Annotated in this window: 10 protein-coding genes; 6 read left to right on the forward strand and 4 right to left on the reverse strand. The window is 69.8% G+C overall.

What is annotated here, in order from left to right:
* Positions 1 to 14: 14 nt before the first annotated feature.
* On the reverse strand, positions 15 to 3,500 hold the full coding sequence (locus DW307_RS09870; RefSeq protein WP_029264746.1) for a proline dehydrogenase family protein: 3,486 nt from the start codon (positions 3,498 to 3,500) through the stop codon (positions 15 to 17).
* 147 nt (positions 3,501 to 3,647) lie between these two features.
* Between DW307_RS09870 and DW307_RS09875 the strand changes: the two genes are divergently transcribed.
* From DW307_RS09875 to DW307_RS09885, 3 genes are all read left to right on the forward strand, one after another.
* On the forward strand, positions 3,648 to 4,556 hold the full coding sequence (locus tag DW307_RS09875) for a LysR family transcriptional regulator (protein ID WP_021201735.1): 909 nt from the start codon (positions 3,648 to 3,650) through the stop codon (positions 4,554 to 4,556).
* A gap of 140 nt (positions 4,557 to 4,696) precedes the next feature.
* Positions 4,697 to 5,284 carry a nitroreductase family protein gene (locus tag DW307_RS09880; RefSeq protein WP_021201734.1) on the forward strand — a complete coding sequence of 196 codons (588 nt, stop codon included), beginning with the start codon at positions 4,697 to 4,699 and terminating at the stop codon, positions 5,282 to 5,284.
* 71 nt (positions 5,285 to 5,355) lie between these two features.
* Positions 5,356 to 7,632: an ATP-binding cassette domain-containing protein gene (locus DW307_RS09885; protein WP_136024627.1), complete on the forward strand. Its 2,277-nt coding sequence runs from the start codon at positions 5,356 to 5,358 to the stop codon at positions 7,630 to 7,632.
* 101 nt (positions 7,633 to 7,733) lie between these two features.
* On the opposite strand, the gene DW307_RS09890 is transcribed toward DW307_RS09885, so the two are convergent.
* Positions 7,734 to 9,944 (reverse strand): ATP-dependent Clp protease ATP-binding subunit, encoded by a 2,211-nt coding sequence (locus tag DW307_RS09890; RefSeq protein WP_021201732.1) that lies wholly within the window; start codon positions 9,942 to 9,944, stop codon positions 7,734 to 7,736.
* A 149-nt stretch (positions 9,945 to 10,093) separates the two neighbouring features.
* Positions 10,094 to 11,293, reverse strand: a complete 1,200-nt coding sequence (gene coaBC, locus DW307_RS09895; protein ID WP_136024628.1) for a bifunctional phosphopantothenoylcysteine decarboxylase/phosphopantothenate--cysteine ligase CoaBC — start codon at positions 11,291 to 11,293, stop codon at positions 10,094 to 10,096.
* Between the two features lie 67 nt (positions 11,294 to 11,360).
* On the opposite strand from coaBC, the gene DW307_RS09900 reads away from it, so the two are divergent.
* Entirely contained in the window at positions 11,361 to 12,062 is a 702-nt protein-coding gene (locus DW307_RS09900) for an NRDE family protein (protein WP_021201730.1), read from the forward strand.
* A 38-nt stretch (positions 12,063 to 12,100) separates the two neighbouring features.
* Here the strand turns inward: DW307_RS09900 and DW307_RS09905 are convergent, their stop codons facing one another.
* On the reverse strand, positions 12,101 to 13,075 hold the full coding sequence (locus tag DW307_RS09905; protein ID WP_029259322.1) for a GlxA family transcriptional regulator: 975 nt from the start codon (positions 13,073 to 13,075) through the stop codon (positions 12,101 to 12,103).
* 84 nt (positions 13,076 to 13,159) lie between these two features.
* On the opposite strand from DW307_RS09905, the gene DW307_RS18105 reads away from it, so the two are divergent.
* Both DW307_RS18105 and DW307_RS18110 read left to right on the forward strand, forming a co-directional pair.
* Positions 13,160 to 13,321 carry a hypothetical protein gene (locus DW307_RS18105; RefSeq protein WP_168441017.1) on the forward strand — a complete coding sequence of 54 codons (162 nt, stop codon included), beginning with the start codon at positions 13,160 to 13,162 and terminating at the stop codon, positions 13,319 to 13,321.
* Between the two features lie 43 nt (positions 13,322 to 13,364).
* Positions 13,365 to 13,973 (forward strand): hypothetical protein, encoded by a 609-nt coding sequence (locus tag DW307_RS18110; protein ID WP_168441018.1) that lies wholly within the window; start codon positions 13,365 to 13,367, stop codon positions 13,971 to 13,973.
* Positions 13,974 to 14,006 lie beyond the last annotated feature (33 nt).

Genomic DNA, 14,006 nt, shown 5'->3' on the forward strand with positions numbered 1-14,006 from the left:
GGAGCGAGCCCGGGTCAGATCACGCCGTCGGCGAGGGTGGTCGGGTTGCCGAAGCGGTGGTTCGTGATCGATACGGCCTGCTCGTGCAGGAACGGCAGCATCTCCACTCGGCCGGCACCGGTCACGGCGTGCGACCAGACCGCCACATCGGGGCTTCCGTCGAGCGCCTCATGCAGGGCCGCGGCGTCGCCGCCGACCAGCCGTACGCGGTGCCACGAGTTCGCCGCCTTGGCGTAGCGCTTGGTCCACGCCGCGTCCGACTCGTGCTTCACGGTCACACCGTGCGCACGCAACGCCTTCTCGATGCGTGCGGGCAGGGCCGGTGCCGACACCGTGAACGGGCTGCCGCTGCGCAGGGCGGCCGCGAGCACGCGGACACCGTCGACCAGCGGCGCGCTCTCGCTGATGCGCACGTCGACCGCGACCGGACGGTAGCGGAAGAGGTTGCGCTCGACCCCGAGCCCGGACTTGTCGCTCACCGCGCCGAACTCGTCGACCCAGGCGCGCTCGTCGGATGCGGCGGCGCGGTGCAGCCACTCGGCCTCGGCCGTGTCGACCTCGGAGGCCGTCGCGTCCAGCAGTGCGCCGACCGCGGGCACGACGGCCGCGCTCGGGGCGGCGGCCGGAAGCTCGGCCGGGGTCCACTCGCCGAGACCGAAGAGGTAGTTCGGGCCTCCGGCCTTGGCGCCCGCTCCGACGGCCGAGCGCTTCCAGCCACCGAACGGCTGACGCTGCACGATCGCACCGGTGATGCCGCGGTTCACGTACAGGTTGCCCGCCTCGACACGGTCGAGCCAGGTGGCGACCTCGTCGGAGTCGAGCGAGTGGATGCCGGCGGTCAGGCCGTAGTCGACAGCGTTCTGCAGGCGCAGCGCCTCGTCCAGGTCCTTCGCGTGCATGATGCCGAGCACCGGCCCGAAGAACTCGGTGAGGTGGAAGTACGAGCCCTCGCGCACGCCGGTCTTCACACCGGGCGTCCACTGCTTTCCCTCGTCGTCGAGCTTGCGCGGCTCGACCAGCCAGCGCTCGCCCTTCTCGAGCTTCGTGAGCGCGGTGAGCAGCTTGCCGCTCGCCGGCTCGATGATCGGGCCCATCTGGGTGGCGGGGTCATCGGGCAGGCCGACGCGCATCGAGGTCACGGCATCCACCAGCTGACGCTCGAACCGCTTCGAGTCGGCGACGGATCCGACGAGGATCGCCAGCGACGCTGCGGAGCACTTCTGCCCCGCGTGGCCGAACGCGCTGCGAGCCACGTCGGCGGCCGCCAGGTCGAGGTCTGCCGAGGGCGTCACGATGATCGCGTTCTTGCCGCTGGTCTCGGCGAGCAGCGGCAGGTCGGCGCGGAACGAGCGGAACAGCTGCGCGGTCTCGTACGCCCCCGTGAGGATCACGCGATCCACCGCAGGACCGGCCACGAGGCGCGTACCGAGGTCGCGCGAAGCGAGGTCGACGAGCGCGAGCAGGTCGCGCGGCACACCGGCGGCCCACAGCGCCTCGACCATCACCGCGCCGCAGCGCTGCGTGAGCTTCGCGGGTTTGATGATGACGGCCGAACCCGAGGCCAGACCCGCGAGCACCCCACCCGCGGGGATGGCGACGGGGAAGTTCCACGGCGGCGTCACCACGGTGACCTTCGACGGCACGAAGTCGGCGCCAGAGACGGTCTCGAGGTCCTTCGCGCGCTCGGCGTAGTAGTGCGCGAAGTCGATGGCCTCGCTGATCTCGGGGTCGGCCTCGGCGATGGTCTTGCCCGCCTCGTGGGCCATGATCTCGATGAGCTGACCACGGCGCGCGGCGAGCTCGTCTCCCGCGCGATGCAGCACGGCGGCGCGATCGGCGGCAGGGAGCGCTGCCCACTTCTCGGCGGCGGCGGTCGCTGCGGAGAAGATGCCGTCGAGCTCGGCATCCGTCTCGACCTTGGCGATCGCGATGGTGTCGAGGCCGAGCGTCGAGCCCACCGAGCGGCTCAGGATCTCGCGGCCCCATGCGCGGTTCGCGGCGATGGCCGGATCGGTGTCGGCCTGGTTCTCGAAGCCGGTGGTGGTTCCGGAGGGCGCCTCGGCGTCGGAATCCAGAACCGTACGGTCCTGCACGCGGTGGGGACCGGGGACGAATCCCGCCTCATCGGTCGCGAGCGCGGCCAGCGAGCGCTCGAAGCGCTCCCGCTCGCGGGTGAGCAGCGTCGGGTTCGAGGCCAGCTCGAACACGGCCGACATGAAGTTCTCGGGGCTGGCGTTCTCTTCGAGGCGGCGCACCAGGTACGCGATCGCGACGTCGAACTCGGCCGGGTTCACGACCGGCGTGTACAGCAGCAGGCGGCCGACGTCCTTGCGGACGGCCTCGGCCTGCCCGGTCGCCATGCCCAGCAGCATCTCGTACTCGACGAGCGGATCGGCGCCGGACGGGTCGGCGACCCCACGCGCCTGGGCGAGCAGCCAGGTGTAGGCGATGTCGAACAGGTTGTGGCCGGCGATGCCGATGCGCACGGCGTCCAGTCGCTCCGGGGTCATGGCCCAGTCGAGCACCCGCTTGTAGTTGGTGTCGGAGTCCTGCTTGGTGCCGTAGGTGGCGAGCGGCCAGCCGTGGATCGCCGCGTCGACCTCTTCCATCGCCAGGTTCGCGCCCTTGACGACGCGCACCTTGATCGGCGCTCCGCCCTTGGCACGGCGGGCGGCGGCCCACTCCTGCAGGTGCTGCATGGCACCGAGGGCGTCGGGCAGGTAAGCCTGCAGCACGATGCCGGCTTCGAGGTTCTCGAGCCCCGGCTGGTCGAGGATGCTCGTGAAGGCCGCGATCGTCAGGTCGAGGTCGCGGTACTCCTCCATGTCGAGGTTGATGAACTTGGCCTTGCCCTTCGCCTCGGCCTTCGCGGCGAGCTCGTAGAGCGGGGTCAGCTTCTCGACGACATCGGCCACGGCCTCGTCGAACGACCACATCGACAGCTGGCTCACGACGCTGGAGACCTTGATCGACACGTAGTCGACGTCGTCGCGGGCGAGGAAGTCGCGGGTGCCCTGCAAGCGGTGTCCCGCTTCGCGCTCGCCGAGCACGGCCTCGCCGAGCAGGTTGAGGTTGAGCCGGTTGCCACTCTTGCGCAGCTTCGCGATCGCGGGGCCGAGCTTGGAGGGCGTGGCGTCGAGCACGAGGTGCCCGACCATGGCGCGCAGCACGCGACGCGAGATCGGCACGACCACGCCGGGGAGCTTCGGCGCCCAGAAGCCGCCCGTCTTGATCGCGGCGCGCAGGTAGCCGGGCAGCAGCGACGGGGTGATGTCGCTCAGCTCGGCGAGCTTGCGGCCGGCGACGCGCAGGTCTTCCGGACGCATCACGCCGTCGACGAAGCCGACCGTGAACGCGAGTCCGTTCGGGTCCTTGAGCACCTCGGACAGGCGCTGGGCGGCGGGCTCGACGGGGTGGGTCTCGCTCTCGACGAGCCAGCGCTTCACCAGGGCGGCGACGTCTTCGGTGCGGGGAGTGGTGGTGTCGGCGGCGACAGGCATCGGTGGGACCTTCCAAGAGAGCGCACACCGGGTTTTCGTGTGCGGGCTGGTTCATTGTCCTGCCGCTCGGTAGGCTCCGTCTATCAACCGATTTGCGTGGATTCTGTTCATTCAAGCTGAACAATATCCGCAGAGCAAGGGACCACTGTGCTGGACGTCAACAGACTGCGGATGCTCGTGGAGCTCTCGCGCCGCGGAACGCTGTCGGCAGTGGCCGACGCCCTCTCGTACAGCAAGGCCTCGGTGTCGCAGCAGCTGAGCGCCCTGGAGCGGGATGTGGGTGTGCCGCTGCTGCGACGCGTGGGGCGTGGAGTGCAGTTCACGCCCCAGGGGAACGTGCTCGTCGCGGAGGCCATCGGCATCCTCGATCAGCTCGAGCACGCCGAGGTCGCCGTGGCCGAATCGCTCACCGAGGTGACCGGGACCGTGGGCATCGCGGTGTTCCAGTCGACGGCGCACTCCCTGCTCCCGCGGGCTCTCGAGGCTCTCAAGGACCGACATCCGGCCCTGCGCGTCGAGGTCACCGAGTGCGATCCGGAGACCGGGCTGGTCGGGGTGTCCAGCCGCGACTTCGACCTGATCCTCGCCGAGCAGTACCCGGGGCACACCCGACCGATCCACGCCGACCTCGACCGGGTGATGCTCGCGCACGATGCGATCGCGCTCGCCCGACGGCCCGGAGCACCACGGCATGCGGATGCGCTCGCCGAGCTCTGGTCGACGCGCGAGGAGCCCTGGGTGCTCGAACCCGCCGGCACCGCCTCCCGCGCCTGGGCCGAGCAGCTCTGCCGCACCGCGGGGTTCGAGCCCGACGTGCGCTTCGAGATCGCCGACCTCACCGCGCACGTGCGGCTGATCCATGCCGGGCTCGCGGTCGGATTGCTGCCGGAGCTCGTCTGGGCGGGCGACACCCCGACCGTCGATCTGGCACCCCTCCCCCACGAACCGCGGCGCGAGATCTTCTCCTCGGCACGGCGGGTGTCGGCCGATGCCCCCTCGATCCGCGCGGTGCGCAGTGCGCTGGCCGACGCGGCGTCGCACAATCTCCCGGTCTGAATGCACGACCTCCCTGTCCGACCGGACGCCGTCCGGCGCCGACACGGAGGAATCCCCGGGAATATGCATGCACATGCATCTGTTGGCACCCGTGTACCCGGACGAAGGAGTCCGATCCCCTCCTTCCGAAAGGCACTTCTGTGAGCACTCCCGTCATCGACCGCACCGCACCGACCGAGCACCCCGTCCTCGACGTCCTCGCCGGCCGCTGGAGCCCCCGCGCCTTCGACGCGCAGAGCTCGATCGACGAGGCCAAGCTCGCCACCGCTCTCGAGGCCGCCCGCTGGACGCCGTCCGCCAACAACACGCAGCCCTGGCGCTTCATCGTCGCCCGTCGCGGCACCGCGCTGCACGCGCAGGTCGTCGACGCCCTGATGGGCTTCAACCAGGCCTGGGCGGGCAACGCGGCCGTGCTCGTCGTCGCGATCGCCGAGACGGCCACGGCCGACGGCACCCCGATCACGCATGCCCTCTACGACCTCGGCCAGGCGGTCGCGCACTTCTCGGTGCAGGCCCACCACGACGGCCTGGTCGTGCACCAGATGAGCGGCTTCGATCCCGAGGTCGTCCGCGAGTTCGCCGACCTCGAGGAGCGCTTCGTGCCCTTCACGGTCTTCGCCGTCGGCGAGTTCGGCGACATCGAGGCTCTGCCCGAGGTGCTGCAGGAGCGCGAGGTCGCTCCGCGCGTACGTCGCCCGATCGCCGAGACGGTCATCCTCAGCGCCTGACCTCCGCGCTCTCGACACCTCTGCACCGACGGGGCCTCCGGATTGTCCGGGGGCCCCGTTAGCGTGTGCGGATGGACCTCCTCCGCATCACCGGCGCGCGGACGAACAATCTCCGCGACGTCTCCGTCGACGTTCCCAAGAAGCTGCTGACCGTCTTCACCGGCGTCTCGGGTTCGGGCAAGTCGTCCCTCGTGCTCGACACGATCGCCGCCGAGGCGCAGCGACTCGTCAACGACTCCTATTCGACCTTCATCCGTGCCCGGCTGCCGCAGATGCCCGCACCCGACGTCCAGGCCATGGACGGGCTGACCTTCACGGTCCTGATCGACCAGCGCCGGTTCACGGGCAACGCGCGCTCGACCGTGGCGACCGCGACCGACCTGGCATCGCTGGTGCGCCTGGTGTTCTCACGCGTCGGCGAGCCCTCCGCCGGCTACTCCCCCGCCTACTCGTTCAACGACCCGTCCGGCATGTGCCCGACCTGCGAAGGCCTCGGCACGGTGTACGACATCGACATCGACGCGCTTATCGACCCCGAGAAGAACATCGACGAGGGACCGGTCCGGTTCAGCCTGTTCCGCCCCGGGGTGTACCGGTGGAAGCGCTTCGCGTACTGCGGACTGTTCGACCGCCAGAAGCCGCTCAAGGACTACACGGCCGAGGAGATGGACCAGTTCCTCTACGCCGACAAGCTCAAGCTCGACGACCCCGATCCACGGTTCCCGCAGAGCGCCCGGTTCGACGGGGTGATCACGCGCATGCGCGATGTGTTCCTGAAGCAGCGCCCGGTGAAGATGTCGGCCTCGGTGCGCGAGGAGCTCGACCGGCTCGTGACACATCACACATGCCCGGACTGCCACGGTGCGCGGGTGAACGCGGCAGCGCGGGAGAGCCTGATCGACGGACGCTCGATCGTGGACTGGATGCGCATGCCCGTGTCCGACCTGCATGCCCTGCTCGACGAGTTCGACGATCCCCGCGTCGCCCCGGCCGTCGACGGTGTCCGCCACGTGCTCGATGCCCTGCTCTCGGTCGGCCTCGGCTATCTCACACTCGACCGCGAATCGGCCACGCTGTCCGGCGGCGAGGCTCAGCGCGTCAAGATCGTGCGCCACCTCGGCAGCGCCCTCACCGACGTCACCTACGTGTTCGACGAGCCCAGCACCGGATTGCACCCCGCCGACATCCAGCGGCTGGTCGCCCTGCTGCAGCGGCTGCGCGACGCCGGCAACACCATCCTCGTCGTCGAGCATCATCCGCAGGTGATCGCGGTCGCCGATCACGTCGTCGACCTCGGGCCGGGGGCGGGCTCCGCCGGCGGCATCGTGCAGTTCGAGGGCACCCCCGCAGCGCTCAGCGCCGCCGACACCCTCACGGGGCGTGTGCTCGCCGAGCCGCTGACGATCCGTGCGACGACGCGGACTCCCTCGGGCCGCGTCACCGTGCGGAATGCGCGCGCGCACAACCTCCGCGGGTTCGACGTCGACATCCCGCTCGGCGTGCTCACCGCCGTCACGGGGGTCGCGGGGTCGGGCAAGAGCTCCTTTGCGACCGCCGAGCTGCCGCGCCAGCACCCGGAGTTCACGGTCGTCGGGCAGGACCCGCTGCGGGGCGGAGCGCGGTCGACGACGCTGAGCATGCTGCGTATCGCCGATACCGTGCGCGAGGTGTTCGCGCACGCTTCAGGGCTCGATGCCTCCTGGTTCAGCTTCAACTCCCGTGGGGCGTGCCCCACCTGCCGCGGCCGTGGACACATCACGACCGAGCTCGCATTCCTCGACGACGTCTCCCTCCCGTGCGATGCCTGCGGAGGGCTGCGTTTCAATGAGACCGCGCTCGGCGTGCAGGTCGACGGCTCCTCGATCGCCGACGTGCTGGCGTCGACGCCGTCCGAGGTCAGCGCGCTCTTCTCCGACCACCCGGACGTGGTCGACGCGCTGGACTGGGTGCAGCGCACCGGCCTGAGCTACATCCCGGTCGGACGCTCGCTCGACACCCTCTCCGGCGGCGAGAAGCAACGGCTGCTGCTGGCCCGGCACCTCAGCGAGCCGCAACGCGATCGCGCCGACCGCATCATCCTCGACGAGCCGACCTCAGGACTGCATCCGACCGACGTCGACACCGTCAACGCCCTCTTCGACGATCTGCTCGACGAGGGGGCGACGCTGGTCGTGGTCGAGCACAATCTGCGCGTGGTCGCCCGCGCCGACCACGTCGTCGACATCGGTCCGGGTGCCGGTTCCGATGGCGGTCAGCTGATCTTCACCGGCACTCCGGCAGAGATCTCGGGCGAGGACGACTCCCTCACCGGTCGGGCGCTCGCGGCAGCGTCTCGCCCGCACCCCTGAAGCAGGGCGCATCAGACGGGCAGAGGGGCCCGTGGATCATCCACGAGCCCCTCTGCTGTGCGTCTCAGCTCAGCCCTTGAGCAGCTCAGTCCTCGAGCAGCTCAGTCCTCGAGCAGTTCGGCCTCGATCACGTCGTCTTCCTCCGGCTCGGGGTCGGGCGTCGTCGAGGTGAGCACGAGGCCCGCCCCGTCGGCGGCCACGTCGACCCGCACGGTGTCGCCGTCGTGCACGTTGCCCGAGAGCAGCGCGGTGGCGAGCTTGTTCTGCACCTCGCTCTGGATGAGGCGGCGCAGCGGTCGCGCACCGAACATGGGGTCGTACCCGCGCTCGGCGAGCCAGGCCCGCGCATCGGGGGTGACGGCGAGTGTGAGGCGACGGTCGCGCAGCCGGTCGTGCAGCTGGTCGACCGAGAGCTCCACGATCTGGGCGAGGTCGTCCTCGCTCAGGGCCGAGAACATCACGATGTCGTCGAGTCGGTTCAGGAATTCCGGACGGAATGCCTGCCGCACGAGGGCCATGACCTGATCGCGCTTCTCATCGGGTGCGAGCACCGGGTCGATGAGGATCGGCGATCCCAGGTTCGACGTGAGGATCAGGATCACATTCGAGAAGTCGACCGTGCGCCCCTGACCGTCGGTCAGGCGACCGTCGTCGAGCACCTGCAGCAGCACGTCGAACACCTCGGGGTGGGCCTTCTCGACCTCGTCGAGCAGGATCACGCTGTACGGGCGGCGTCGCACAGCCTCGGTCAGCTGACCACCCTGCTCGTATCCGATGTATCCGGGAGGGGCACCGACGAGTCGCGAGACCGAGTGCTTCTCGCCGTACTCCGACATGTCGATGCGCACCATGGCGTGCTCGTCGTCGAAGAGGAACTCGGCCAGCGCCTTGGCCAGCTCGGTCTTTCCGACACCGGTGGGGCCGAGGAACAGGAACGATCCGGTCGGCCGACCGGGGTCGCTGATACCCGCACGCGAACGGCGCACGGCATCCGATACGGCCTTCACGGCGTCCTTCTGACCGATCAGGCGCTTGCCGAGCTCCTGCTCCAGGTGCAGCAGCTTCTCGCTCTCGCCCTGCAGCAGACGCCCGACAGGGATACCCGTCCACGCGGCGATCACGGCGGCGATGTCCTCGTCGGTGACCTGTTCGTTGACCATGCGGGGTTCCGCCGGCGTCGCGGCCTCGGCCTGCTCGGCCTCGGCGATGTCGCGCTCCAGACGCTTGATGGTCTCGTACTCCAGCTTCGAGGCCTTCGTGTAGTCGGCGTTGCGCATGGCGAGGTCACGCTGGGTGATCGCGTCGTCGAGCTGCTTCTTCAGCTCACCGACCCGGTTCAGCCCCTGCCGCTCGCGCGCCCACCGGGCCTCGAGCTCGGCGAGCTGCTTCTCCATGCCGACGAGTTGCTCGCGCAGGGCACTCAGACGCTCCTTGGAGGCGGCGTCCTTCTCCCGCTTGAGCGCGAGCTCTTCGAGCTTCATGCGGTCGACCTGGCGCTTGAGCTGATCGATCTCGACCGGAGACGAGTCGATCTCCATCTTCAGCCGCGACATCGACTCGTCGATCAGGTCGATCGCCTTGTCGGGAAGCTGGCGCGCGGGAAGATAGCGGCTCGAGAGTGCGGCGGCGGCGACGAGGGCGCTGTCGGAGATCGTGACCCCGTGGTGGGCCTCGTAGCGGCCCTTGAGTCCGCGGAGGATCGCGATCGTGTCCTCGACCGAGGGCTCGCCGACGTAGACCTGCTGGAAGCGGCGCTCGAGTGCGGCGTCCTTCTCGATGAACTCGCGATACTCGTTGAGAGTGGTCGCGCCGATCAGGCGCAGTTCACCGCGGGCCAGCATGGGCTTGAGCATGTTGGAGGCCGCGACCGACCCCTCGCCACCGCCGGCACCCATCAGCACGTGCAGCTCGTCGATGAACGTGATGACCTGTCCGTCGGACTCGGTGATCTCCTTGAGCACCTGCTTCAGCCGCTCCTCGAACTGCCCGCGGTACATGGCGCCGGCCACGAGGGCGGAGATGTCGAGGGTGACCAGCTCCTTGTCCTTGAGGGACTCGGCGACATCGCCCGCGACGATGCGCTGGGCGAGTCCTTCGACGACGGCGGTCTTGCCGACGCCCGGCTCACCGATCAGCACGGGGTTGTTCTTCGTGCGGCGGGTGAGCACCTGACTGACGCGACGGATCTCGCTGTCTCGTCCGATCACGGGGTCGAGCTTGCCCTCGCGGGCGCGGTCGGTCAGGTTGATGCCGAACTGCTCGAGGGCGGACTGCTGCTCTTGGTTCTGGTTGCCGGTCTGCGGGGTGGTCATGCGCTCCTCCTTGGAGATGCTCCTTCTGGTCGTCTCCCGCCTGCCGGATCGGGAGGCGGGATCAAAGTTGAGTTGTGTTGACTCAAGTTTAGCACTCGCCGAGATTCTCCTCCAGTCCGTTCCCCCGCCCGCCGTCGCCGATCCTGCGCTCAGCGCTCGCGTCGGACGGCATCCCAGATCGCCGTCGCGACGGCGCGCTTGGACCCCGATGCCACCCCGGCGTCGACACCACCCGGCCCGAGGATGTGCACCGCGTTCTCGGCGGACTCGAACCCGCGCTCCCAGCCGACCTCGTTCACCACCAGCAGGTCGACGCCCTTGCGCTGCTGCTTGCCGCGCGCGCGGGCGAGCAGTTCGGCTTCGTCCTCCGGGGTCTCCGCGGCGAAACCGACGACGAGCTGCCCCGGTCGGCGTGACGAGGCGAGAGCCGCGACGATGTCCTCGTTCTCGACCAGCTCGATGGCCGGTATCCCGCCGCCCTCCTTGGTGAGCTTGCGTTCCGACACCTCGACCGGGCGGTAGTCCGCGACCGCCGCGGCCATGACGACCACGTCGGCGTCGGCGGATTCCCGCTTCATCGCCGCGGAGAGCTCCGCCGCCGCGCCGACCGGCACGATGCGGATCGACGGATGCCGCACCTCGGCGAGCACATCGCCCGAGATGTTGGCCGAGACCAGGGTGACCTCGGCGCCGCGCGCGGCGGCTTCGGCCGCGAGAGCCGCGCCCTGCCTGCCGCTGGAGCGGTTGCCCAGGAAGCGCACGGGGTCGATCGGCTCCCGCGTGCCGCCGGCCGACACCACGACCCGCACCCCGGCGAGGTCACCGGGGGCCAGCAGCGCCTGCGCCGCGGCGAAGATGTCCTCCGGCTCCGACATGCGGCCGGGTCCACTGTCACCGCCGGCGAGCTCTCCGTCGGCCGGGCCGACGATGTGGACGCCGCGCTCACGCAGCGTGGCGATGTTCGCCTGTGTCGCGCGATTCCGCCACATCTCCGCGTGCATCGCCGGAGCGAGCAGCACCGGGGCCTCGGTGGCGAGCAGCGTGGTGCCCAGCAGGTCGTCGGCGAGGCCCGCGGTGATCTTCGCGAGGGAGTTCGCGGTCGCGGGTGCCACGATCACCAGCTCGGCGGCTTGACCGAGAGCCACGTGCCGCACCTTCGCCACATCCTCGTGCACGCTCGTGGTGACCGGGTGCCGACTGATCGCCTCCCATGTGGGCAATCCCACGAAGCGCAACGCATCCTCGGTGGGCACCACGGTCACGTCGTGCCCACCCTTCGTGAGCAGGCGCACGAGGTGCACCGTCTTGTACGCGGCGATGCCGCCCGTGACTCCGACGACGATGTTCACGTCTCGATTCTGCCCCAGCATCCGCCGCCATGGGCCGACACCTCATCCCCGACCTAGACTGGGGTCCGTGTGCACGGTCGTGATCGATGTCGAGAATGCCGGATCCGCACGTCTTCTCGCGGTCCGCGATGAAGACCCGCTACGCGCATGGGACTCGCTCGGAGCCTGGTGGCCGGAGGACTACCCCGGCGTGGTCGGGATCCGCGATCGCCGCGCCGGTGGCGCCTGGCTCGCCGCGAACCCCGCCGAACGTCGGCTCGCCGTGCTGCTGAACCGCGCCGACGTGGGCGGCCTTCCCGATGCGCGCGCCGTCTCTCGTGGCGCTCTCGCGCTGGAGTCGGTGAGGGGCCGCTCCCCCGTCGCCCCGCTGGCCATGCACGGCTTCAACCTGCTCGAGGTGCGCCCCGAGGGTGCACGGGTGCTGTCGTGGGACGGTGTCGAGCTGCGCGAGACGACCATCGATCCCGGCACGCACATGATCGCGCATGACGACCTCGACGACGCGACGACCCCGCGCATCGAGGCCTGGCTGCCGGAGTTCCGCGCCCTGGGACCGACGGCTGACAGCGACGACTGGACCACGGAGTGGACCGCTCTGCTCGCCTCCTCGACCGCGCTGCCCGCGGAGGATGACCGGGCGATCATCCGCGACAACCGTCCGCATGGCTACCCCACGCAGTCGCTGCTGTACTGCATCGCCACGGTGACCCCCGGCGGCGTCGAGGTGAACGACGTCACGCTCCCCTCGCCGGCCCACTGGACTGAGTAGCGGACCGAGTAGCGGACCGCCGAGGAGCCGATACCCGCTCAGGCGGCGGGAACAGCCGACTCCTCGGCACAGGAGAACCGCGCGCGATAGGCCGTGGGGGTGAGGCCGAGCACCCGGGCGAAGTTCTGCCGCAGCACGGCCGCCGAGCCGAACCCGCATTCGTCGGCGATGTGCTCGAGCGGCAGGTCGGTGCGCTCCAGCATCCGCTGCGCATGGATGATGCGCTGACGCGCCAACCAGGCCGCGGGTGTCGCGCCGTACTCGGCCTTGAACCGACGGGCGAAGGTGCGCGGTGACATCAGGGCCTTGGCCGCCAGCTGATCGACGCCGAGGTCGTCACGCAGGTGCTCGACCGCCCAGTCGGCGACGGCCGCGAGCGAGTCGGTGGGAACCACGGGGATCGGGCGATCGATGAACTGCGCCTGCCCGCCGTCGCGCTGCGGCGGCACGACCATGCGGCGGGCGATGCGGTTGGTGAGCTCCGCTCCCACCTCCTGCCGCAGCAGGTGCAGGCACGCGTCGATCCCGGCGGCCGTGCCCGCGCTCGTGATGATCTTGCCGTCCTGCACGAACAGCACGTCGGGGTCGATGTCGATCTGCGGGTACATGTCGGCCATGACGTGCGCGTACATCCAGTGCGTGGTGGCGCGCCGACCGTCGAGCACTCCTGCGGCGGCGAGGATGAACGACCCGCTGCACACGCTCATCACCCAGGCGTCGCGTGCCACCGCGTGACGGGCGAGGTCGAGCAGGAGCGGATCGATGTCGCCCCACCTCTCCCGAGGGAGCGGACAGAACACGACGAGGTCGGCGTCGTAGGCGAAGGTCAGATCGTGCTCGACGTTGACCGAGAAGCCGATCTTCGAGGTCACGACACCGGCACGGGGAGCGACGATGCGGAAGTCGAAGTTCGGCACCCCGTCGTCGGCGCGGTCGAGGCCGAATGCCTCGCAGGCGACGCCGAACTCGAAGGGCGCGAACCCGTCCTGGATGACGCAGGCGACCGTCCTCATACTCACTCCTGTTGGCAGTTTTCCGACGTTCATAGTCTATTCTGCCACTCGTGGCTGTTCGACATCGAACGTAGCGTTTCTGCCATGGTACTCCTCATCGCACTCCTCCTCCTCGCTGCGTGGGCCACCGTCGCCACCATCATCGAACTGCGCCGGGACGGCTACCGACGCACCCCCACCGATTGGACGCGCGTCGCCGGCCGCGACGTCGGCCACCAGGCCGAGTCCGGGCACGTCTATCGCTGATCGCCTGCCGCCGATCCTCGCAGCGGCGGCTACGCTCGTCGTCATGAGCGAGCCTCAGCAGCCTCCCGTCCCGACCGCGCATCTGCCCGCCGCACCGCAGTATCCGGCCGCAGCGCAGTATCCGGCCGCAGCGCAGTATCCGGCCACGCCGCAGCGCTCGACCCCGCCGCCTCCGTCACCTGCACCCGCGCCCGACGGCTCACCTCCCTCCTCGACGGCTTCCTCGACGCCCTATCCACCGTCGTCTCCGACGGCGTATCCGGCGCCCACTCCCGGATGGCAGGCGTACGCACCGGCGCATCCCTCGTTCCCCGGCCAGGCGATACCCCCGGCGCAGGCCCGCACCGGCAACCCGCTCGCGGTCGCGGCGTTCGTGATCGCGGTGGCCACTCTCGCGGTCAACCTGTTCAGCTCCGTCGCCCGGCCGTTCGTCTACGGCGGTGATGGCGGATTCGCGTTCATGCTCGCGTTCGACAACGGCATCGGGATCCTCAGCTTCTTCGCCTACGTCGTCGCCCTCGTGCTGGGGTTGATCGCGGTGCGCCGGCCCACGAATCGGCTGCTCACGGGCATCGCCGTCGGCATCGCGGGGGCTGGTGCCATCGGGATCGCCGTCACCGGACTGACGATCGCCCTGTACCAGTACCTCTGAGACGGCGCCTACCTCTGAGACGGCGCCTACCTC

The organism is Microbacterium sp. K27 (assembly GCF_004794435.1).
Taxonomy (GTDB): domain Bacteria; phylum Actinomycetota; class Actinomycetes; order Actinomycetales; family Microbacteriaceae; genus Microbacterium; species Microbacterium maritypicum_A.

Excerpts from the sequence above, each read along its gene's own strand:
- DW307_RS09885 (WP_136024627.1), top strand. The coding sequence starts at position 5,356 with ATGGACCTCCTCCGCATCACCGGCGCGCGGACGAACAATCTCCGCGAC.
- DW307_RS18105 (WP_168441017.1), top strand. The coding sequence starts at position 13,160 with ATGGTACTCCTCATCGCACTCCTCCTCCTCGCTGCGTGGGCCACCGTC.
- DW307_RS09870 (WP_029264746.1), bottom strand. The coding sequence starts at position 3,500 with ATGCCTGTCGCCGCCGACACCACCACTCCCCGCACCGAAGACGTCGCC.
- DW307_RS09905 (WP_029259322.1), bottom strand. The coding sequence starts at position 13,075 with ATGAGGACGGTCGCCTGCGTCATCCAGGACGGGTTCGCGCCCTTCGAG.
- DW307_RS18110 (WP_168441018.1), top strand. The coding sequence starts at position 13,365 with ATGAGCGAGCCTCAGCAGCCTCCCGTCCCGACCGCGCATCTGCCCGCC.
- DW307_RS09890 (WP_021201732.1), bottom strand. The coding sequence starts at position 9,944 with ATGACCACCCCGCAGACCGGCAACCAGAACCAAGAGCAGCAGTCCGCC.